Annotated in this window: 11 protein-coding genes; 7 read left to right on the top strand and 4 right to left on the bottom strand. The window is 54.0% G+C overall.

Annotated features, from left to right (window positions below; translation table 11 throughout):
* Window positions 1-165: 165 nt before the first annotated feature.
* Window positions 166-798, bottom strand: coding sequence for a helix-turn-helix transcriptional regulator (locus AC2FLG_RS05300; protein WP_496705312.1), 633 nt, complete (start codon window positions 796-798; stop codon window positions 166-168).
* Between the two features lie 370 nt (window positions 799-1,168).
* Here AC2FLG_RS05300 and AC2FLG_RS05295 point away from each other — a divergent pair, with 370 nt between their 5' ends.
* Both AC2FLG_RS05295 and AC2FLG_RS05290 read left to right on the top strand, forming a co-directional pair.
* The gene (locus AC2FLG_RS05295) at window positions 1,169-2,191 is read left to right on the top strand and encodes an Ldh family oxidoreductase (protein ID WP_496705311.1); all 1,023 of its coding nucleotides are present in this window, start codon (window positions 1,169-1,171) and stop codon (window positions 2,189-2,191) included.
* A 64-nt stretch (window positions 2,192-2,255) separates the two neighbouring features.
* The gene (locus AC2FLG_RS05290; RefSeq protein ID WP_496705309.1) at window positions 2,256-4,562 is read left to right on the top strand and encodes a Tex family protein; all 2,307 of its coding nucleotides are present in this window, start codon (window positions 2,256-2,258) and stop codon (window positions 4,560-4,562) included.
* A gap of 38 nt (window positions 4,563-4,600) precedes the next feature.
* On the opposite strand, the gene AC2FLG_RS05285 is transcribed toward AC2FLG_RS05290, so the two are convergent.
* Entirely contained in the window at window positions 4,601-5,860 is a 1,260-nt protein-coding gene (locus AC2FLG_RS05285) for a replication initiation protein (protein WP_496705308.1), read from the bottom strand.
* Window positions 5,861-6,440: 580 nt separating this feature from the next.
* On the opposite strand from AC2FLG_RS05285, the gene AC2FLG_RS05280 reads away from it, so the two are divergent.
* The 4 genes from AC2FLG_RS05280 (at window position 6,441) to AC2FLG_RS05265 (ending at window position 10,123) form a co-directional block, all read left to right on the top strand.
* Entirely contained in the window at window positions 6,441-7,826 is a 1,386-nt protein-coding gene (locus AC2FLG_RS05280) for an AAA family ATPase (protein WP_496691397.1), read from the top strand.
* The gene (locus tag AC2FLG_RS05275; RefSeq protein ID WP_496705306.1) at window positions 7,819-8,886 is read left to right on the top strand and encodes a ParB/RepB/Spo0J family partition protein; all 1,068 of its coding nucleotides are present in this window, start codon (window positions 7,819-7,821) and stop codon (window positions 8,884-8,886) included. Before AC2FLG_RS05280 ends, AC2FLG_RS05275 begins: the two co-directional genes overlap by 8 nt.
* 287 nt (window positions 8,887-9,173) lie before the next feature.
* On the top strand, window positions 9,174-9,857 hold the full coding sequence (locus AC2FLG_RS05270; RefSeq protein WP_496705275.1) for an IS6 family transposase: 684 nt from the start codon (window positions 9,174-9,176) through the stop codon (window positions 9,855-9,857).
* A gap of 20 nt (window positions 9,858-9,877) precedes the next feature.
* Complete coding sequence (locus tag AC2FLG_RS05265) at window positions 9,878-10,123, top strand: DDE-type integrase/transposase/recombinase (RefSeq protein WP_496705304.1); 246 nt, start codon at window positions 9,878-9,880, stop codon at window positions 10,121-10,123.
* A 339-nt stretch (window positions 10,124-10,462) separates the two neighbouring features.
* Here the strand turns inward: AC2FLG_RS05265 and AC2FLG_RS05260 are convergent, their stop codons facing one another.
* A complete protein-coding gene (locus AC2FLG_RS05260; RefSeq protein WP_496705302.1) occupies window positions 10,463-13,156 on the bottom strand; it encodes an autotransporter outer membrane beta-barrel domain-containing protein in 2,694 nt (897 codons plus the stop codon).
* A gap of 752 nt (window positions 13,157-13,908) precedes the next feature.
* Entirely contained in the window at window positions 13,909-14,841 is a 933-nt protein-coding gene (locus AC2FLG_RS05255; RefSeq protein WP_496705300.1) for a helix-turn-helix domain-containing protein, read from the bottom strand.
* A 631-nt stretch (window positions 14,842-15,472) separates the two neighbouring features.
* Here AC2FLG_RS05255 and AC2FLG_RS05250 point away from each other — a divergent pair.
* Entirely contained in the window at window positions 15,473-23,041 is a 7,569-nt protein-coding gene (locus tag AC2FLG_RS05250) for a hypothetical protein (protein WP_496705298.1), read from the top strand.
* The last annotated feature ends 112 nt before the right edge of the window (window positions 23,042-23,153 follow it).

Genomic DNA, 23,153 nt, shown 5'->3' with positions numbered 1-23,153 from the left:
CGTGAATCAATGCTAGCTGAGAACTCTGTAATTCGATCTTTGCAGGAATCATCATTTCCTTTGATCTTTGCACTGTTAGACCCCTGCCCGCGGTAACCGGTGCACATTTTGGCCAGCCTCGCGCGCGCAGGAGCATGCTCATCCAGGACGTGTTTTGGGTGAGGCTTAGTTCATCGAATTGCGATAGCGCCGATACTCCGACGGCGAGACGTCGAATTCCCGTTTGAACGCGGTCGAAAAGTTATTCGCATCCTCGTAGCCAACCTTGAAGGCGATGTCCTGAATGCTGTGCTGCCCCTCAAGAACCAGGGCCGCTGCATAGTTCAACCTGTAGCGCCGAAACCAAGCCATGGGGCCAACACCGAACTCTTCCTTGAACCGCTTGGACAAGGTGTTCCGGTTTGACCCGACCACTTGCGCCAAGGCGTCAATGCCGCCGGCAAATTCGGGCTCGGTAGAAAGGAAATTACAAGCAGCATTGACCAACGTATCTTTTGAAAAGTACTCGGCAGAGACATCCTCTTTCATCAATGCTTGCGCCGCACTGAATCTGTGCTGGATTTCGCTGGTGACAAATGGATAGGCAATATAGTCGCTGTATCCTTGCGAATATACTTCGGCACGTGCCGTCGACAAACCCAGGTTGATCAGTGCAAAACTGTGCTGGCGCTTATGCGACCCGGCAGGTTTTGGGGCATTGGCCGGCACAAAACGCTTCAGGCACTGACGTACAACGATTGCTTTTTCATGGTAAGAAATGCCTGTGCTTTCTGCATCGTTCGACACGCGGTATCCCATAGACCTTTCAACTATGCTGCGAAATTCGGACAAAAGGCGCGGTGTAAACTCCAAGCAGATCACTCGGTCACGATCATAAGGACTATGCATAAAATTCCCCATCCAAAAAACTTCTGAAAATTTTGTAGGGCGCCACGCAGAGTGCGACCTCTGCTGATCTGAAAAATCAACTTGAGTCGCTGAGCCGCCACCACAACTTTTGATTGAGTACAAAAGGCCTGGGAACTTCTGTTAACTTATTCACATATTGCATTATTAGACCAATCCAATACGGCATTAACCATAAATGAATGGCAAATTGCCAAGGGTTCTCCTTGCCAGTCAGACCAAGCTATGCCTTCTTCTGCCAACGCAATGGGAGACATGGCAGATGAGCGAAGCGGTCAATCTGACACTGGATGAAATACGAAACCTAAGCCTGAACATCCTGTCCGGATCCGGATACGGGCCGGACCATGCAGCGGCCATCGCGGATATGCTGGTCACCTGTCAGATTGATGATTGCCAGTCGCACGGCCTGTTCCGACTGTTCATGTGCAATGACACCATGAAGGCAGGCAAGATTGACGGAAATGTCTCGCCAGCCATTACCCAATCGGATAACGCCATCGTTCGGGTCGATGCTCGCGGAGGTATGTCCCTGCTGGCATTTCATGAGGCACTTCCAATTCTGATCGAGAAAACCCGAACCCATGGTATTGCAGCCATGGCCATCAATCGCTGTTTTCATTTCTCTGCCCTCTGGCCCGAAGTGGAGCGGCTATCTGCTGCCGGCCTTGCGGCGATGGCGATGGTACCAAGCCATTCCTGGGTTGCCCCTGCCGGCGGCACCCGCGGTTCGTTGGGCACCAACCCGCTGGCCTTCAGCTGGCCGCGACAGGGCAAGGATCCCTTCACCTTTGACTTCGCAACAAGCGCCTTTGCCCGTGGCGAAATCGAACTCTATCGCCGCGCAGGCAAGCCCCTGCCCGATGGCGTAGCAATCGATAAGGACGGCAACCCAACCAACGATCCGCAGGCTGCGATGGAGGGTGCGATGTTGACCTTCGGCAGCTACAAGGGTTCGGCCCTGTCCATCATGATCGAACTCTTGGCCGGTCCGTTGATCGACGACCTGACCAGTCTGGAAAGCATGGAGTTTGCCGGCAACTCAGGCGGCGCCCCCTATCATGGTGAAATCCTTCTGGCCTTCGATCCGAGGCATTTCAGCGGTGGCCGCATAGACCCGAATGATGCAAGGGCAGAACGCCTGTTCGCTGACATCACCGATCAGGGCGCGCGCCTGCCATCCCAACGCCGGTTTGCCGCCCGGGCCCGAAACACGGAACGCGGATATGTAAAGATTGCCAAAACCCTCTACGACGATCTGCAAGAGTTGGCCCAACGGATTTAGCCCCCTTCCCCTCAGCAAAGCAGCTGGCTAAGAAGTCTCTCCGAACGACTGTCAGGAGGCCCCATTGGACCGCATCGCTCGCACCATCGCCACCGAGATCAACGCCCGACCCGATCAGGTAGGGGCCGCAGTAAAATTGTTGGACGAAGGCGCGACTGTGCCCTTTGTTGCGCGCTACCGCAAAGAAGCGACAGGTGGTTTGGACGATACCCAACTGCGCACCCTGTCAGAACGCCTGACCTATCTGCGCGAATTGGACGCCCGTCGCGCAACCATCCTGAATTCGATCAAGGATCAGGACAAGCTGACAGACGATCTTGCAAAATCCATTGCGCTGGCTGACACCAAAGCACAGCTGGAAGACATCTACCTGCCCTACAAACCCAAGCGGCGCACCAAGGCAATGATCGCACGCGAGAACGGGTTGGAACCTCTGGCTGACGCAATTCTTGCAGACCGGTCTGTCGATCCCGATACCCTTGCTCAATCCTACCTGTCCGAGGCCGTTCCGACCGGCAAGGATGCCCTGAACGGCGCCCGCGACATTGTCACCGAACGACTAACCGAAAACGCCACCCTGTTAGGCGAACTGCGCAGCTTCATGCAGCGCGAGGCGCTGCTGACCTCGAAGGTGATTGATGGCAAACAACAGGATGGCGCGAAATTCAGTGACTATTTCGACCATTCCGAGCTGTGGGCCAAAACGCCGTCTCATCGGGCTTTGGCGATGCTTCGCGCTTCAAAAGAGGGCATCGTGACACTGGACATCGCGCCGGACCCCGAGACCGGCGCTGCTCGGGCGGAAGCGATCGTCGCATCACATCTGCTAACCCGCACGGATTCAACTGCCGATACTTGGTTACGCAAGGTGGCCGGTTGGACCTGGAGGGTAAAGCTCTCGCTGACGATGATGGTTGACCTGATGGCCGACCTTCGCAGCCGTGCCCAGGACGAGGCGATTTCCGTTTTCTCTCGCAATCTCAAAGATTTACTATTCTCTGCGCCAGCTGGCGCCCGCCCAACCTTGGGGCTGGACCCTGGAATACGAACAGGTGTCAAAGCAGCGGTTGTCGATGCAACTGGCAAAGTGGTTGCAACTGAAACTATTTACCCATTCCAACCCAAAAATGACCTTCGAGGCGCGCAGGCCACAATCCTGCGCCTGATCGCCCAGCACGGCATTGAGCTTGTTGCAATCGGCAACGGAACAGCCAGCCGCGAAACCGAAAAGCTGGTCGGCGACACGCTCGGAGATTTGCCCAAAACCGTCACTCCTCCCACCAAAGTCGTGGTCTCGGAAGCCGGAGCATCGGTCTATTCCGCATCCGAACTGGCCGCCCGAGAGTTCCCGGACCTGGATGTTTCCCTTAGGGGCGCAGTTTCAATCGCCCGTCGTTTACAGGACCCCTTGGCGGAACTGGTCAAGATCGAACCCAAATCCATCGGGGTCGGGCAATATCAGCACGATGTGGATCAATATAAGCTTTCGCAATCATTGGCATCTGTCATTGAAGACGTTGTGAACGCCGTTGGCGTTGATCTGAATACTGCTTCTGCCCCATTGCTGTCGCATGTGTCCGGGTTGGGCCCGGGGCTGGCAGAATCCATCGTGTTGCACCGCGACATGAATGGTGCCTTTCAATCTCGTTCAGAGTTGCTGAAGGTGGCGCGCCTTGGTCCCCGCGCGTTCGAACAATGCGCGGGTTTTTTGAGAATACGCGATGGGGCCGAGCCCCTTGATGCGTCTTCCGTGCACCCCGAGGCTTATTCCGTGGCCCGACGCGTTGTCGCCGCATGTGGGCGGGATATTCGGCAAATCCTGGGGAATGAAGGCGCCCTGAAAGGCCTGCGCGCCGAACAGTTTGTTAACGACAGTTTTGGCCTGCCCACGGTTCAGGACATATTCTCCGAGCTTGAAAAACCCGGTCGTGATCCCCGGCCACATTTCAAAACTGCCTCGTTCGCTGATGGCGTGGAAGAGATCAGCGATTTGAAACCTGGAATGACCCTGGAGGGCACAGTTACCAATGTTGCGGCATTCGGTGCTTTTGTTGATATCGGTGTTCATCAGGACGGGTTGGTGCATATCAGCCAACTGGCAGATCGGTTTGTCAAAGATCCCCATGATGTCGTCAAAGCGGGCCAGGTAGTTAAGGTACGGGTCGTCGAGGTGGATGCGCCGCGAAAACGCATCGGTCTGACGATGCGCAAGGATGGTGGCATTGAAACCCGGCAAAAGCGCGTTCAAGACAGCGACCAAACGCGGCAAAGCCATACAAAACAAAAAGAATCACAACGCGCAAAAAATGGCAATAATGCGCAGCAGGGGGCACTTGCAGATGCACTGAAATCTGCGTTCAAAAAACAATAATCTGCTAAAGGGTGTGCACCCCCCTGCCCTTACCGCGATCAGTCGAAAGCGTCTGGCTCTAGTTCTTGCCAGAATTCGAAGATTGCGGTTGCGTTCAGCCCCGAGCGCCACGCATGCGCTCGGAAATGCTCGCGGTCAAGGTCGTTGTCTAGACCGGCAAGAAACAGTCTTTTATCTGCGTCCCTCTGTGTCGGGTTTCGCCGCGAAACCAGCTCTTCTACGATCGAGAGTTTCCGCGCCCGCTCCTCCCGCTCGGCTACCCGTTCGGCATAGGCTTTGTCTTCAACCGCCACTTGGGCCTGCCTCGCCTGCGCTTCTTCCAGTGCTTCGGGGCTGGGCTTCGCTGGCTGTTCCGGTTCAGGTGGCTGATAGTCATCGCGCAATGCGGCCGACAGATAGCCCAATGTGGATTTCACTCCGCCCTTTTGCCTTACGTAATCAAGTTTCTGCGCAACGTAGTCTTCACCATGTTCGGAAATCCACTGTCGGGCCAAACGGTCCGAGACCCCTTGATCACGTAGCTTCGAGTACACCTGCATATTCCGAGCACCGTCGCTGTCATCAATTTCGAACATCGCCTTTTGCGGGTTTCCCTTAATCCGAAAGCGAATATCGGTGACCGTCCGGCCTTTCTTTTGGAACTCGGGTTCGATCAGAATGTCCGAGCTTTTGTTCACCTCGGCAACCGCCGGCTTGATGATCTTGGCGTTGAGATGTTTGAAGCTGGTATAATAGTCGCTGCCATCTACCCCCATGAGCTTTCGGAAAACGTCCAAGGCCCACCAACCGGTCGAACCGATGCGCACAAAGCGATAGCAGTTTTCATACAGTGCCAATCCGTGCCCAGAACTAAAGTTGCGCTGAATCTGAACGTTGATCAGCGCATAGATTTTGGGATCATACAGCTTCTGCGCCAGCGCCGGTGAGTAGGCATATTCACAAACACCATTCTTGAGCTTGGCAAAACTCAGCAGAGAGGAAACACCCCATTCCTGACGCCCCTGCTCATCCAACATATCCCATTCAGCGACAGTCTCGGCCAGGGCGCGCAGGCTTGCACGCAAGGTATCAAAATCGTTCGAGTTATAGCCGACCATCATCGCCAGAGTTCGTGCATCGATGGTATGGGTCTGTGCAGATGTCAGCGCATCATAGGCATTGAGAAGCAGGACATTCGACAGCTTTCGCTGAAGCAATGTCAACTTACCGCTGATATGAATCGCGGCGACGTTCTTTTTCACCGTTTCCCTTCGCAAGGCTCCGGATAGGTGATCCATGTCTATTTGTGTTTCCGGCATGATTCTGCCTGACTGCTCTTTTTTGCATTTCTGCCATGAAAGGTACCTATCAATCAACTTCTATTAGGTGCCCAAATACAGGATCTGGCTCATCCCGAAAACGGGTACCCTAAACAGATATACCGAAACTTATCCCCAGACCCATCATCGCGAGCCCGTCATAAGAACGACTCAGACAGGATCGAACGTACTAGAAACGGCTTTGTAAGTGTCTAATAGCGTCGAAGATCCACGTCCCTGCGAATCGGTGCCCTTGTTCCTGTCGAATGGTTCCCTTGGTCCCGTATCTGGGCACCTTTGATCCCGGAATCGGATACCCTAGGAACTGTAAATGGGTCCCTAAGGTGATCTAACTTGTTGTTATAATTATCATATTCTTAATCTAAATCTCTTAAAGACTCTATAAATAATAAACTCTTTGTTGGCGTGCTCTCTCATTTTTCTAGAGTTTCGTGGCGAAACCCAGCCTTACGCGCAAAAACTGTGGAAAACTTCCGATCGCAGGATAGCTTTAGAAGATAATGTTCGCTACATTCCTAAATATACGCCGCTAAGGCGAACATCTTCTGAGGCAACGACAGTGAACAAATCAAACCAACCTCCGCTACCGCCATATCTGAATCTTGATCCCGCAACAGCGGCCGGGAAGTTACCTGATCCTATAGGAACCTCTCGATTCGCAAAAGCAGCGGCATTCTGCGCCAAAGGCCGTGAGGATCTTGCTCGCCGAGGTTATGCTCCTGATGGGGAAAAGCGGCTGCGTAGGTTTTCAATTTGGGAAATAACTAAGTACCTAATTCCGGTTGCACCTGCGCATCTCCGCCGTGTCCTCAAGGCACATCCTGATCTTCCTCAAGGCGAGGGTGAAGCCGGTTCAAAATGGTTCACTTTGGAAGAGGTCCTGACCTTGCGCCAGCATTTTGCGGCTGAAGGCGTCAGCACGAAGGAGTATCTTCCCTACCGGCCTGAAGGGCTTCCGGCAAAGGTTGTTTCCGTTGCAAATTTCAAAGGCGGTGTTGGAAAAACCTCGACCGCCGCCCATCTGGCCATGTCCGCCGCCTTGGACGGATACAAAGTTCTGGTCATCGACCTCGACAGCCAAGGATCCATGACGTCGATCCTTGGCGGGTCCGTCGCAGATGAATGGCAAACTGTGTTCCCCTTGATCGCGAAGGACTATGCTCGGGCGGTGCAGGAGGAAAACCGCGTGCGCAATGCGGCAGGTCAACCTGAAATTCCATTGGATGAGACCTTGCAAGAGGCGCTTAAAACGACCCCTGGCGATGTAATTCAGAACACCCATTGGCCAAATATTGATCTGATAGGTGCGCAGTTGAACCTTTACTGGGCCGAGTTCCAGATCCCAGTGTGGAGGATGGGGCTGAGAAGTTGGCCTTTGTGGGACGGCCTGACCAATTTCCTCGAGGATGAAGGTATCCTCAACGATTATGACATCGTCTTTCTCGATACGCCTCCTGCACTTGGGTACCTTACGATCAATGCACTGGCTGCAGCAGATATCCTTCTGGTTCCGCTTGGAGCTTCGTTTCTGGAGTTTGATTCAACGGGTCGGTTCTTTGACATGCTCTATACGACCTTTGCCAGTATCGAGGATGGTGAAAACACGGCACAACGCGCAGCTGGCTTGCCTGAGCTCAAGTTCGAATGGGATGTTGTACGCGCAATCATCACCCGGTTTGATGCCAGTCAGCAAACAGACATGGCGAACGTAATTCAGGCCTATTTCGGGGATTTCATGAATGCCTACCGGCAGGACTATACTGCTTTGGTCGGGCAGGCTGGTGAGCAGGTGAATGGGATCTACGAAGCCGACTACCGTGATTTTAACCGGGATACGTATGTTCGGGGTCGGGAAACGTTTGACCGGACTTACGCAGAATTCAAAGAGGTTCTGATCGGTTGCTGGTGGCGCGACGCTCAGATGGGAGGAGAGGCAGATGGCTAAACGCAGAAGACTGACCGCACCGGACACAACAGAGCTCGAACAGCTTGAAGCGGGTTTCGCGGCGAAACCGTCGATCAGCCCGTTTGAAGCAAGCTCGTCCGCACCTCCAATAGCTCAGGTTGCGGCGGAGGCCGCCACTTTGGGTGGCATGGCGTCAGTGACAGACAGGGTCGCTTTGGCCCAGGACCAAGGTGATGCAGCTCGATGGCGCAATGCACAAACCGCCGGTTTGATTGCGGAAAAAATATCGCTGGATCAGATTGATCCGGATTTTATCCGCCGTGACCGGATGGTTGAAGACGAAGAAGCCATGGCGGAACTGTTGGAATCGCTGCGCGTTCACGGCTTGAGAACGCCAATCGAGGTGAGCCGGGTCGGTGACAGTTTTGGCCTGATCTCGGGCTATCGGCGTCTGGAGGCCTTCAAGCGGCTGTCCCAAAGTGATGCTCGGTTCATCGAGATTCCTGCATTTGTCCGTGAGGCTGGAACAGGGCAGGGCGCTTACGTCTCGATGGTGGAAGAGAATGAGCTGCGCTCGAACCTCAGCCCTTATGAACGCGGGCGCGTCGCGGTTCTGGCGGCAGGGCAGGGGGTTTTTGCTTCAACCGAGGCCGCTGTCGATGTGCTTTTTGCTGCTGCGTCCAAAGCCAAACGGTCCAAGGTCCGTAGCTTTGCTATGGTGCATGAAGCGTTGGGGGATTTGCTGCAGCATCCCGTGTCGTTGTCAGAAAAGGCCGGGCTCAAGCTTGCTTCGGCATTGCGGGACGGGGCACAAACCAGATTGCGTCAGGCATTGGCTGGCGCCGGCCCGTTGGATTCCAAGTCCGAATGGGGTCTGCTTGAAGCTGCGATCAAGGGCGTGCCGGACGCGGAAAAAGCTAAATCACGCGGCGGGCGCCCGCAGAAGGTGCAACGCTTGACACCGGTTATCATTCCCACAGGCGGCACAATTCAGGCCGAGGTGACATCTGGGGAACTCCGCCTCAGGATACGCGGGCGGGAAATTTCAGTTGATGAGGCTCAAAAACTGATCGACAAGATTGGCAACCATCTGGGTTAGTCCTGTGACGAGACCGGGATAGGTCGGTCTCGTCGTCAAAAAAATCAAAGAGCTGACTGGATTGGTTCGCAGAGGCGAATTCTACTACTGTCAAGGTAATGATCAAAATGAGGAATAAATGATCATTATGGATTCAAGATCCTTTGGAGGTGCTCGCTAGAGGAATTTGGGTAAATGCTAATGTCGCTGAGGCAAACGTTTACGTGGTTCTGTCGCAAACTTCGCCCCTACCTGTCAGTTCGAGTGCATTTCTTGTAGCGCGTGCTGGAACATGACAGGAGCAGGCCGTGACGATCTCATTTAAGGGCGCGCATTTTCCGAAAGACGTGATCCTTCACGCGGTTTTCTTCTATCTCCGCTACGGTGTTTCATACCGGGATCTGGAAGAAATCATGGCGGAACGTAGCGTTGATCTGGATCATACGACGCTAAACCGTTGGGTCAGTCGATATGCAGGTCCCCTTGCTGAAACAGGGCGGTATAGAAAGCGTCCCGCAGACCGTTCGTGGCGCATGGATGAAACCTATGTGAAAGTAAAAGGCGAATGGGTTTATCTTTACCGAGCGATCGACAAACACGGCAAGACCCTGGATTTCATGTTGTCCGAGCGCCGGAACAAAGCCGCTGCGACGAGGTTCTTCGCCCGCGCTCTCGAGTTGAACGGATTGCCACGCAAGATCGTCATCGACAAAAGTGGTGCCAATACTGCTGGCATCAAGGCGATCAACAAGATGTTGAAAGGCTTTGGTTGTCCGATCCCGATCGATATGGTCAGGCGGAAATACCTCAACAACATCATTGAACAGGATCACCGCTTCATCAAACGAAGGATCAGACCCATGCTGGGCTTCAAATCTTTCGCTTCAGCCGCATCGGTCCTGGCAGGCATAGAACTGGTCAACATGATCCGCAAAGGTCAATTCACACCCAAACTCCGTCCGTTTCAGCAGTTCGCCCAACTGGCGGGGTAAACTGCTAATCAATTCCACTGATGTTCTGCCATCCAAAAAGTTTGCGACAGAACCAGATCGACACCGTCAGGTCGAAATACCTTAACAACAATATCGAGCAGGATCACCGGTTCATCAAGCGACTCATGAGGCCGATGCTCGGCTTTAAAAGCTTCGTCTCAGCTGCAGCGACATTTGCAGGGATCGAGACCGCCCACATGATCCGCAAGGGCCAGCTTGGGCCTTCGACAAGCGGATTCCGTCAATTTGCAGAGCTCGCCGGATAAATCCACCCAATCAGAGTGGTAGCTCTGATCAACGCCAAAGTTTGCGACACAACCCGTTCGCTTTCCTCAAACTCTACCGAAAAAAAGCCGCCGCAGCTGTTGCGAGCTGCGACGGCAGTTTAGCGAGCCAGGGATCGGAGTGGAGGCCCGCTAAGGGCGCGTCGAAAACTGTGGGTTCCAAGCGCGTCGCGGTTTGACGTTTCACATCAATGCAGGAGGGGGGAGGCATAGATTGAAACGATAGCCTCACGTCATGAAGAACCTCATTTGCGTAGTGATCGCCCCCATTTAGTTCCTGTTAAGGTTCGCTGTGTTGGGTGAGGTTGCATTAGCTAGTTTTCAAAACCTGAACTCAAAGCCAATGTTTCCGCCAAAGGCGTAGTCGTCAGAACTGCCGCCCAGTCCGGTTTCGGCGATAAGTTCGCCAAACACGCGCGTTCGGCTTGACAGTTCGATATTGCCGCCAAGGGCCAGCGCGACGGCGTTCTGGCCACGCTCCGTCAGCACCGTGTTCTGGCCGAAGGCCACCGAGGTTTCATCGTCGAATGCGTAATAATAGTCGATCTGACCATAGAGAACTGAGTAGTCTGAAAAAGCGCGCTCTGCACGCATCCCGAACCGCGCTGTTAGAGTATCACCATCTACCAATGAGCCGGTTTGACCACCGCCTGCCAGATCCGCAACATCGTCCATGTCAATATCGCTGTACATCAGCTGTAATTGCGGAATGAGCGTCAGCCCGTTTTGCATCGCAAATGGTTTACCGATCTCGACAGATATCCCGTACCCGCTGCTGTCGGTGTCCACAGACTCGCCCCCGTTGGGGCGAGTGGTGCTATCAAAATACCCATAGCGAAGCTGACCGTCGACATAGAGCAGACTATCCGCAACCCAAAGCGCGCTGAGTGTCGCGTCATAGGCGTCGGTCGAGACATCGGCACTGGTCAAAGAAGTGCTTATGTCGGTTGATAGGCTGCTTACACCAAACTCGAGCCCACCAAACACTTGCCCACCCGCGACTTCACCCAAGGGCAGACCGGCGCCAAATCGCAAGCCGCCGCTGTTGGTTGTTACATCCCGGCCACCGGATTCGTAGTGGTCACGCTGTCCCTCGGCCTGAACCCAGACCAAGGGTCGCGTGGTCGATGTCAGTTTGTTAAGCGATCGACTGACCGTATTGGCTTCAGTGCCGCTGCTTCGCGTTGCAATCCGAACACGCTGCAATGCACTTGAAAAGGCCATGTGATCGCTCGCTTGCTGGGCACTTGCAGCCAGGAAATCTCCACCAGGATTGCCATTCACACCTCCAGGTGTTCCCGGGCGGGTAAATGGCGTCAGAACGAATGTTCCGGCGGCGGCATCGTATTCCAGTACGTAGGAAATGGTGCCATCACTGATCGCCTGTGCGCCGCTATTTGTAACGAAATCCGCATCAACAAGGCGAAAATCGGTTTCAGTGCTGGAGCCCGACACTCTGACAAGCGTGAACTCCTGTAAACGACCATTGCCGCTGCCTATCTTTTGCACCCCTAAGCCTTGACTGGCCCCTGCGCTGTCACCGTCCACTTGCACGAAATCGTTTGCTCCGTTGGTGAAATTCACATCCAGTTCAATTGTACCGCTGCCTGACAGATTCCGGCCAAAGAACAACTCGTCACCGGCAACGGTGTCAGAAACCGAGATCAACCCGTCATTTAAAACACTGCCGTCCAAAAGATATCGGGTCACATATCCTGCTTGTGCCCGTAGGTTGCCAGTTGCTTGAACAGTCAGATCACTCTCAATGACTGATCCGGGCAACACATTCATGATCGCACCACTGTCAATCTCAATCGTGTCAAACTGATTGGCGAAGAATGAGGTTATTCCCAAATCGGAATCATTGCTTAGCGTCAGGTGTTCCCAGTTCATAAACGGATCGAAGTCAAATCGGCCCGATACCCCCGATAGCGTCAGGTGATCTTCGGTACCGTCGCCGCCGTCAATGCGCGACGGTACACTGATATCCGCAGCCCCTTCAACTATCAGCTCATCCCGGCCGCCGCCCAGCACAACATCACCAAGAACGATAGATCCGTTCTCAACCGTCACCCGGCTGTCGCCTTCATTGTTCGTGATCGCCCGACCGGAGCGCGAAACAACCGTCGCACCACTTAGAATGTCGATCGTAGACAATTGTCCGGCTAAGGTTTCAGCACCGATGGCAGCCCCACCTTGGCTATCGATCGAACCCAGAACCGTGATCGCCAAGGTCCCGGTACCATTGTGTCGTGCGGCAATTCCCGGTCCTCCGCTGGTTATCAAGCCAAGTGCGGTAACCGTCATGTCATAGTCGGTGGTTGCAAGAGAAATCGCGCTTATGCCTTCTCCGTTTGTGCTGTTAATGTTCCCGGCATCAATCCGGACATCACCACCTCCGAAATGAACCAAGTGAATACCGGCCAGTCTGCTGTTGACTTCTCCTGCACTTATTTCCACGTCACCGGTTCCTCCGGTGTCTGTCCTCGTGAAGATTCCGTGGGTGTTTTGACCGGTCACATCTCTGGTGTTTATCCGAACTCCTCCGGACCCTCCTTGCCTTACAAAGATCCCTGCGCGTCCAGCCCTGATAATGCCATTTGAAGTAATCTGAATATCGCCCGAAAAACCAAGTTGAACATCCGCATCTATTCCATTGGAGTTCGAGCCCAAGGCAGTGATTGTTGAAGCGACTCCATCGGTGAAGTTGATCGCGCTACCAGTTAAATCAAAAGCATTGTTGCTGGGATAACTGTTGATGTTCAGATCGAAACCCCCCTCGGTTGTTACGATGACTGGTCCGTTTCGATTGATGTAGACAGGGATATCAGAGGCGGGGTTTGCCCCTCCGTTACAGAGAAAACTGCCAGGGGTGGCGGTCCCCGAGCAAACACCTGCATGAGCAGTTCCACCGCTAACTAGCAGAGCCAAGCCAAGCACACCTGATGCGACATGTCTGCCCAATCGCCCAAGGGTCGGTGCAAAACTGGCCACCTGACCCTTGTGTTTTGTCATACGCCCGCCCCGCAGCAGATATGATGACTGATATGCGGGTGTGATATTTGTGATGGTATTCTTCAAAGTTCCGATCCCTAACTACTTAATTTGCAACCAGGAATTGCCATGTCGTTAGAAATGCACTCCGGGATTACCCCGAATTGATTTCCGGCAGTTTCAGGTGATACGGGCAGCCATTCTTTCAATTCCAGCTGCGAATTCGCACTGCGTTGAATGCTGAATCAACGCAAACGCCTTCACCTGCCAAAACAATTGACAATTCAGTATTCGACTGACAAGTTTGCGGTTCTTAAGCCGCTGAAATCGTTAACGAAAATAAAGTGCGCACCTATTTACACCTTTAGCGTGTAAAAATAATACGGCTCGAATGCGGCAGATCACTGTCTCCACGTCTCAATCTGATTCTTCGTAAATCGGCTAAATCAAATGCCGGATCACTGTTGAAGAAACAGTGAAGCCAAGTTTCTGCTCGGTTTGGGAGCGCATCTATGGCTCAAGTCCGCACGGCAAAGGCAATGTGGTCAGAAAGTGGGTCAATCAACTCTGATTGGAACTGGCGATTCAGGGATCGCATCTAGTATTTGGTCATATACTGGCGATGAGTCTTGAGCCTAGAATAAGTTGATGGTTTCAATCGAAACGGGACCAAAATTTACGATTGAAATTCCCAAGGTCGCAGAACCCAAGTTTCTCAGGCAGCTAACGCGTTGTACCGTTTCGTACCCGGGTTCGTTTCTAACCAGTATCAACTATACCAGATTTGTGACTTGGATTTCACCCGTGCCAAGAACCTCAGATGGCTTAAAGCCAAATTCGTTTTTGAAAGCACGTGTAAAGTTCCCGGCATCATAAAAGCCGAAACTCTCCGATACCCGGCGTATGGCTCCGCGTTTCGATGTCGTGCGCTTGAGTGTCAACAAGGTGCGGTGCAATCTTCGCTTTATGATATAGGCTTCTACACCACCGTCAGCTTCGAATAGACGGTACAGGCTTGCGCGGGATACCGCGAATTCGCTTGAAAGCTTGTTGGCGTTCAGCGCCGTGTCAAAGATGTGTTCGTCGATATAAGCGTCAATCGCCAGCCTACGGGCGCGTGAAACATTGCCCCGATTAACGTCTTTTCGATTGGTCAGAATAAGGTCGCGGACCAGATCTGTTACTTCTTCAATAGCGTCAGGCACGTCATTTGCGGGCATGTAGGGCATACGTTGGACTACATTCTGCAGGGCAGTTCCAATAAGCGCGCCTATTGATGAATCCAATGAATGAAACAGGTGCTCTGTGTGTTTAGAAGGATCAAACCCGACAGCTTCAATTGGGACGTAGAGGCCCGCTGTAGTCGCATCTTCCAAGGCATCTCGATACTCGCTACCCGAATGCATATGGGTTGTCGAAACTTTGAATTCTGATCGGTCGCCTGAAGTATGGCAGTGCTCGACCCCCGAATACAGGATCTCAATCGCGAAAACGTCATTCAGTGAATGCTTGTTGGGAATGCGAGAAAAGGCAAGGCCATTCCACGTTCCGGCGGAAAGGGCAAAACTGTCTGCGAACCACATCTTTTGGTCGATACTCACCCGCTCGAGATCTGTTGCCAAATCAACATCAAATCCCTCGCGATTGGTGTCCAACGCGAAATCCATTTGTTCTTCCAGTGAGCACGAAGAAGTCATCGTTAACATCGGCACTGGGTCATGACCCTCTTGGGCAGGTTTTCCTGTGCTGCTCACTTGCTCACAAATGCTCCATCATGGCTAACCGATGTAACAAAACTCACTCCGCTCGGTGCCGAATGTGACATAAGCCAGTGTGTCGTTGTTTAGTGTCCCGGCGCTGGTGGCATCGTATGGATCAATACTCCCGTGCCATTCCTCAACATCAGGACACAACCATAGGTCAGCTTCTAAACTTAACATACACCTAAATGAGTATTTTCAGAGTTTGTTTCAATTATGGCGAAAATACAAACGGGTTTGACGTGTATGTTTCTCGGGAACATGACCGACCAATTGCAGGTCGATCCGTTCAACTCCGATTTCTGAACTAGGAGTTGTCTCACATTCCGCGGGCTAAGTTGAACTAAAGCGGTTCTGATGTAGTCCATCTCGACGACCTGCCTGATGGCAGATCAAGGGCCGCCCACCCAATAAGGTCCAGAAACTACAGACACTTTTGAGGTAAAGATCGCGGTCATTTCCTCAGTTGCAGACTGAGACGCTGTGACAATGAACGACCCGGATTGAATTGTTACGTCTTGGATCAAAATGAGTGAGCCGAGGTTTGCTCTGAAGAACAAAAAAACGGGTACGTTACATGAAACCGATTTCAACGATTTCGCATGCTTTTGTCATGTCCGGAACACCCTCATCCCTGGTTGTGATGTTCACGGTTTTTGGTTGGTCGCAGGCGCTGGCAGATGAATGCTACTTCGAATCCGACGTGACCACCTGGCGGTGTCAGGGCGATCTCACTTCGTTCAAAGAAGAAGATACGGACGGGTCCGATACGGCAGGCGGTGACTACTATGGTATCCATATGGATCAGCAGACGGATTTCCTGACCAATGAATCAGACAGTGTGAACTATGGCCTCTGGTTTACGTCCACAGGCAAAGAAGGTGAGAACCACACTGACGACAGTACGAGCGGTCGCGAACTTGAGATCGTCGTTGACGGTCAAAACGGTGACGAGACTTATGGCATACAAGTGACCGGGAGCGTCGTTTACTCGACCAGCACAGGTGGAAAAGGGCACAGCGGAAACGACAATGGCAGCGACACCTCGACCTCAACTCATGAAGGTGGCGATGGACGCGACGGTGGAGCCGGTGGCCCAGTTTTGTTGTATTGGGATTCTGGTCTCATGTCGGGCACCGACGTTACCCTCGGGACCTATGGCGGAGATGGTGGAGAAGGCGGTTCGGGAAAGTCTGATCTAGGTAACGGCCATGGCGGTGAGGGTGGAGCCGGGGGAAGTGGTGAATCGATCACGCTCAGCATTGGAAAAACACAAGGCGTTGATACCGATATTCAACTTTTGTCGGTGACTGGCCAAGGTGGTGAAGGCGGCCATGGCGGTGAAGGCTTTAGCGTGTTAAAGACCGCAACCGGAGGTAAAGGCGGCGTCGGTGGGGCCGGTGCCGACATCGATTTCACGCTCTACAATTACCTGAACAACGAACAAACTGGTACGCAAACCTATCTGAACGTTTCATCCATCGGCGGCGAGGGTGGGCATGGTGGCAACGCAAGTGGTGATCTGGATGATAGCAAGGCTGGAAATGGTGGAACCGGTGGCGATGGCGGTGACATTAATTTCGATGCAAGCCAAGGGTATATCATATGGTATGATCACGATTCCGTTGAGCCGACTTTTACATTTAAGTCGCAGGCCGGGCACGGTGGGTCTGGTGGCGATGGAAGCAATGGTTACAAAGCTAGCGGAGGCGACGGAGCCGAGGGTGGTATCGGCGGAGACGTTATCGTTGACCTAAGCAATAGCGGCAACATAATTGAAAACTACCATCGGCCAGTCATTGTGTTGCAATCACTTGGTGGTAGCGGCGGCGATGGGGGCGATGGCAGCGGCGGATTGTCGAGTGGGAAATCCGGTGGCGGTGGCGGCGGTGGTGGTGCCGGCAATGTAAGTTTGGATTTCAACGGACATCTGGATGCTGGATCCTCGGACAGCGGGGTCTATGGTTTGGTCTTGCAATCGGTCGGCGGGCTTGGTGGGGTAGGCGGCTCAAGCTCTGGCCTAGACACTTATGGAGCTAGCGGGCAGGCAGGAGGAGCATCCGCCGGAGCGAGTTTGACACTCTATGATGAGACCACCATTGTCACGAATTCCGACTATGGCGTTGCTGCTTATGTTCAATCGGTTGGCGGCGGAGGTGGCATCGGCGGCTCGGCCGACGGGATTGTCGCGCTAGGTGGCGATGGATCAGCTGGTGGTGACGGTGGAGCGGTATCCTTCACGGGTCGTGGTGCCGTCAATACCAACAAAGACTACTCGGATGCCATTGTCCTGCAAAGTCAGGGCGGCTCCGGTGGGGCATCGGGATCTTCGACCGGACTTGTTGCCATTGGCGGCGATGCGGGTTCCGCCGGTGATGGCGGCGCAGTCACTATAGATCTTAACGGAACGATCGGGACCATAGGTGCATATTCTGATGCTTTGCACGCCCAGACAATCGGCGGCGGCGGTGGTCGAGGCCATTCTACCAGCGGAATGACCTCAATTGGCGGTACTGGCGGCGACGGTGGTAATGGTGGCACCATTAATGCCACCCTAAACATGGCCGTGGGGTCATCCGGTGGAGCGACTATCTCTACCGAAGGCGAGGATTCCGACGGAATCTTTTTGCAGAGTGCCGGCGGTGGCGGCGGATCAGGGTCGAATTCGATCTCGGTCGGCGCAGAGTTCTCCTCTGCGATTGGTGGCAATGGCGGAGCTGGTGGCGATGGCGGGGCCATCGCCGTGGTCGGTACGGGAACCGGTGCTGTTGAAACCCAGGGTGACCACTCGACCGGCATTTACATGCAATCGATTGGCGGTGGCGGCGGAGATGGCGGATACGGCATTTCGGCCAGCGCAGGTGCAGTGATTGATATGTCCGTAGGTGCCGGTGGCGATGCCTCAGCTGGCGGTGACGGCGCTGCGGTGTCCTTTACCGGAGCGAATGGTGCCTCGGCCATGACAAGCGTGACAACTGCAGGAGATCATTCTGCAGGTATCCATGCCCAATCGGTCGGCGGTGGCGGCGGCACTGGTGGAATGTCCATTTCTTCTGCAAATTCTTCAAACATTGCGGCCAGTACGTCTATTGGCGGTGAGGGCGGAACCGGCGGTGACGCCAGCGCTGTGACGGTGAGCAGTGCCGGTAATGTGGCCACGTCCGGAGACAATTCCACCGGCGTAAAGGCACAGTCAGTAGGCGGCGGTGGTGGGTCGTCCGGCATCTCGATTGATGCTAATGCCGTTTCGGACATCAGCCTCTCGACAGCAGTTGGACGTGCCGCAGGTAGTGGTGGATCTGCTGACACGGTTTCCGTGGATATCACTGGAACAGCTGCAATTTCATCCACGGGCGACGCCTCGGACGGTGTTTTCGCACAAAGTGTTGGCGGCAATGGCGGTAATGCGGCGCTCGTTGTTGCAGCAACTGGTTCGTCCACGGCTGATGCAGATCTGTCCATCGGTGGGGCTGGTGGGGCAGGTGGCGATGCTGGTAGTGTTTCGGTTTCCATGGATGATACTACTGCGGTTAGCACAGAAGGAAGTTCTGCAATCGGGATCAACGCGCAATCAATCGGTGGCGGTGGCGGCCACGGTTCGATGACAATTGCAGGATCGTTAACGAGTTCGGGTGCAGTAAACCTTGCGGTTGGAGGAACGGGTGGCGGCGGCGGCGATGCTGCGGATGTGACTTTGGGAATAGCCAGCACAGTCTCTACAGCTGGAGATAATTCCATTGGGATCCTGGCCAAGTCGGTTGGCGGCAGCGGGGGTAGCGGCGGTATCTCGATCGCAGGAGACGGTACATCGACCGGAGCAGCCACAGTTTCAGTATCAGGAAACGGAGGCGGGGGGCACACGGCTGGCAATGTATCTGTCTCCACGGACAACCTCGTCCAGACTGCGGGAGATCATGCAACTGCTGTCAAGGCTATGAGCGTTGGAGGCGGCGGCGGTAGCGCAACTGCCGCGATCTCGGGCACGACATCCTCGATGGGGCAGGCTCAGGTCACAGTTGGTGGTGAAGGTGGAGGTGGTGGAACCGGCGGTGACGTCTCGGTTGAACAGTCGGGCCAAGTGCTAACTTCAGGTGACTATGCGGACGCAATCATGGCTATGAGCCTAGGTGGCAGCGGTGGTCATGGTGCGTTCTCCGCGGCAGGTAGCCTGAGCGCGGGAGAATACTCAGCGCAAACCGGTGTTACTATTGGCGGCGCCGGTGGTGGTGGCGGTTCTTCAGGTACCGTTACGGTCGCAACTTCAACATCTACGGTAAACTCGTCGAACCTGATTACGACCTACGGCTATGCCTCACGGGGTATTCTTGCCTCGAGCGTTGGTGGAAATGGTGGATTCGGTGGCTCGTCCTATTCGGGCGCACTCACGCTCAGCTCTGACGCTGGAATGCAAGCCGATGTCACAGTCGGTGGGGACGGAGGATCAGGCGGCGTTGGCGATGATGTGAACGTTGAAAACACGATCTCGATTGTCACCGCTGGCGCTTATTCTGACGGGATCATGGCAACTTCAATTGGTGGTGACGGCGGTTATGGTGGGAATGCTGTTGCTGCTGCTATCCAAATGGCCGAGAGCAGTAGCGCAAACTTTGAAGCTGCCGTAGGTGGGTCGGGTGCAGGGGGCGGAACTGCAGGTGACGTTTCCGTAACGAATTCGGCCTCCGTGACAACAAATGGTGTAGAGTCGCACGGCCTTTATGCCCAGGCCGTCGGTGGCGGAGGCGGTCGCGCTGGAAACGCAGGGACCGCCATTTTCGATTATACCTCCAGCCAACAAGGTACGACCGACAAGACGGGTAACGTCAATGTTGGGATTTCGGTCGGCGGCAAAGGCGGCAGTGGCAACCATGGCGGTGATGTCACGGTCAACAATACCGGCAACATCAAAGTGGGATACGAAGAATACGACGATGACGGTAACAAGGTGGCGGACCGTATTTCTTACGGTATTTTTGCGCAATCCGTTGGGGGTGGGGGCGGTGACGGAGGCTCCGTTTCGGGTTACAATCAAAGTATTGTAGGGGCGTGCACCTTCAACAATGCGGTCCTGCCAAGCTCGGTCACGTGTGCCTCCTCAACCGATGAGGATTCACCCAAAACAACCTACTCGGCGAAAGCCAATATCGAGATTGGTGGCAACGGATCAAATGGCGGCGATGGTGGTGTGGTTGTCGTAGACAACGCTGCAACGATCGAGACAGAGGGCACTGAAAGCTACGGCATCTTTGCACAATCGATTGGAGGCGGTGGCGGCAATGGCGGCGGTGGTTCGCTCGGGCTTGAGTACGTTCTGCCGGATGCCACGGCTGACGAAGTTCTGGGGTATATCTCGGCTGCAGCAGGTCAAGGCTTTAGCAATGTCCGTTCTTTCACATCCGTTTCCGCGATAGTTGGTGGCCAAGGGGAAAGCGGCGGTGATGGTGACGCTGTTACTGTCACCAATTCCGGTTCGATCTCGACCGCAGGATTTGCGGCAGACGCAATCCTTGCGCAATCCATCGGCGGAGGCGGCGGCAATGGCGGCACCGCGTCGACGGGTGCGGGTAGTATTGGTGAGTTCGCCGTTGGTGGAACCGGTGGAAATGGCGGAAATGGCCATACGGTCGAGGTTGAGTCGACAGGTTACATCGCTACCACAGGAATTGATGCAATGGGCGTCTTCGCTCAGTCTGTAGGTGGCGGAGGCGGTCGCGCAGGCGCTGTTGCGCGTGCGTTGACTGGTGAATTTGGCGTTGATCTGAACGTTGGTATTGCCGTGGGGACAGCTTTGGTCGCGGGCGACGGTGGCGACGGCGGTGAAGTCGACGTTACAATTGGAAATGCAAGCAACGGGTCTGGGGGAATATCCACGACCGGCATTCGCGGACATGGCGTTTGGGCTCAATCGATTGGCGGTGGTGGCGGTGCGTCAAGCTGGGGCGGCTTGATTACCGATGCTGAAAGCGAAGCCATATCTTGGGCCGGTGGTGGAGCAGACAATGGTGCAGGCGGTGATGTGAATGTCACGGTGAATGCACCTATATCGGTCTCGGGTGCCGGTGCTGTGGGAGTTTTTGCTCAAAGTGTCAGCGGAGCGGATGTTGATGCTGGCTCCGCTGGTGGTCAGGATGCAGGTGATGTGACCTTGATCGTGAATAGCGATATCACCGCGACCGGAGTGGATGGCCGTGGCGTATTTCTGCAAAGCGATGGCTATGATGGCGATGGCGCGATCTCGTTAACGGTCAACGAGGGGGGATCGATCACCGCCAGCGAAGACACGACAGAAGCCATTCTTTGGGGAATGGGGAATAGTGACAGTAGTCTTGTCAACCACGGCACCATAAAGCGGTCAGAAGCATTTTCCTTAGAGGGTGTTACATATGGCTATGCGTTGAAGAACCATGATGGCGAAATGGCTGTGGACAACTACGGCATCTGGGAGGGCTCAGTATCGCTGGTTGCGACAAAGGGAAATGGTTCTGCCACCGAGAATGCGTTTAACAACTATGAGGACGCATCGCTTGGTCTTGGAATTGTTTTCGATCTAGGGACGAGCACGTCACAATTGACCAACAACGGCACTATGTCAGCCGGGTCAATCGGTAGCGTGGGAGGAACGCTAGGCGATGTGGCCACCACTCAGCTAACCGGTTCAATCACACAATCTGATACGGGATCTCTTTGGGTTGACTTCGACTTTGACAGCAACTCTGGCGATTTGATTTCGATCCAGGATGGCCCGGCGACCCTTGAAGGGACTGTCGTGGCCAACCCGGTTGATCATTTGCCTATCAATAGCGCGACAGGAAGCATTGAGATTGTCCATGGAGCAACCACTGTGGAAACCACCGATCTGACTGTTAGTGACACCGCTATTGTCACCTATAGTCTGGCAAAGACTACCAGCAATGGGGAAGATATTCTTTCGCTAAATTATGATGTTAACTATGCAGCCTGGGAATCTGAGCCGATAAGTTCTGGGGTGAATGACACCCGAGATACTACGCGTTCTCAGTCCAGCGCTTATGCCTCTAATCCAAACCTAAACTCGGTTGCAGGATACCTGGGTAGACTGGCAGATGCGCGTAACACAGCTGTCGCGTCGGGCAGCGATGAGTTCACAAATGTGGACGCATTTGTTTTCCCGTTACTTGCCGTCGAAACAGTCGAAGAAGTGGTCGAGATTTACGAGCATGTTGCAAGTGCTGATGTCTTACGTTTGGCGGACGCGTCATTGCGAAGCTCATACCGGTTTTCAGAGCGTCTGATGTCTTGTCCAGAAGCAAATGAAGACGGGCAGATTTCCTATTCGCATGAGGGAACTTGTTCATGGTTTTCCTTTGGTGGCCTGACGCGAAATGCGGACGCAAACAATGGCGATCTTTCATTTGATGAAAACACTTGGAGTATGGCAGGGGGTGCTCAGATTGAGGTCTCGGATGGATGGTTCTTGGGCGGTGCGTTGTCCTACGAAGGCGTGAACTACAGCACATCAATTTCTTCTGGCGATGGCGACCGATACAACGTCGGTGCGGTCCTCAAACGCGAAAACAAAAATCGTACCTATGCACTTTCGCTGTCAGGTGGACGGGGTGACTATAGCCTGACCCGAAATGGTCTAGACAGCTTCAGTGTGTCGCCGACTGAAAACGATATCTCCAATAGCTGGCTGGCGCTACATGGGCGTGTTTCGCAGCTCTTTGAACGGTCTGGTGGCTCATTCATCGAACCTTACTTCGACCTTGGCGTGACGTGGGTAGGACAAGATGGGAGCGAAATCGGTGGATCGCTGCCGTTCAGTCTTGATATTGGTTCTTCATCGACAACCAAGTACTCGATAAACCCAGGTGTCGAATTCGGATGGGATCTTGAAACCAAAAACGGCCCGATGGATATGCGCTTTGGCGTTGGCTACCTGGGCATTTTTGGCGATGACTTTGAAAGCGACGTCTCGGCAGTTGATCACGCCGCAACTGCGGGGACCTTCAGGTCGACATCGAATTATGACGATCAGTTCTTTGAGCTAAAGGCACGCATTGCAGGCCGGATTGGCAAGCAGACAACTCTGAAACTCTCGGTTGGCGCACTATTGGGTGAGAATGAACAAACATTTGGTGGTGACTTGAGGCTTTCATACCTGTTCTGACTTGCTGATAGAGTATTGCGCCTTTTTCCGTCTGGGTGGATTGGAAAGGTATAAGGCGATCTTCGATCGTCTCGGCCATGAAGGAGTGCTACGAAAAGCACATGCTTACAAC

Source organism: Ruegeria sp. CDSA193 (assembly GCF_059611885.1).
The sequence above is the reverse complement of the archived record's forward strand: the minus strand, read 5'-3'. Positions and strand labels throughout refer to the sequence as shown.

What these genes read in the sequence shown, in the direction of transcription:
- AC2FLG_RS05300 (WP_496705312.1), bottom strand. Translation starts at nt 798, where the DNA reads ATGGGATACCGCGTGTCGAACGATGCAGAAAGCACAGGCATTTCTTAC.
- AC2FLG_RS05295 (WP_496705311.1), top strand. Translation starts at nt 1,169, where the DNA reads ATGAGCGAAGCGGTCAATCTGACACTGGATGAAATACGAAACCTAAGC.
- AC2FLG_RS05285 (WP_496705308.1), bottom strand. Translation starts at nt 5,860, where the DNA reads ATGCCGGAAACACAAATAGACATGGATCACCTATCCGGAGCCTTGCGA.
- AC2FLG_RS05275 (WP_496705306.1), top strand. Translation starts at nt 7,819, where the DNA reads ATGGCTAAACGCAGAAGACTGACCGCACCGGACACAACAGAGCTCGAA.
- AC2FLG_RS05265 (WP_496705304.1), top strand. Translation starts at nt 9,878, where the DNA reads ATGTTCTGCCATCCAAAAAGTTTGCGACAGAACCAGATCGACACCGTC.
- AC2FLG_RS05260 (WP_496705302.1), bottom strand. Translation starts at nt 13,156, where the DNA reads ATGACAAAACACAAGGGTCAGGTGGCCAGTTTTGCACCGACCCTTGGG.
- AC2FLG_RS05255 (WP_496705300.1), bottom strand. Translation starts at nt 14,841, where the DNA reads ATGTTAACGATGACTTCTTCGTGCTCACTGGAAGAACAAATGGATTTC.
- AC2FLG_RS05250 (WP_496705298.1), top strand. Translation starts at nt 15,473, where the DNA reads ATGAAACCGATTTCAACGATTTCGCATGCTTTTGTCATGTCCGGAACA.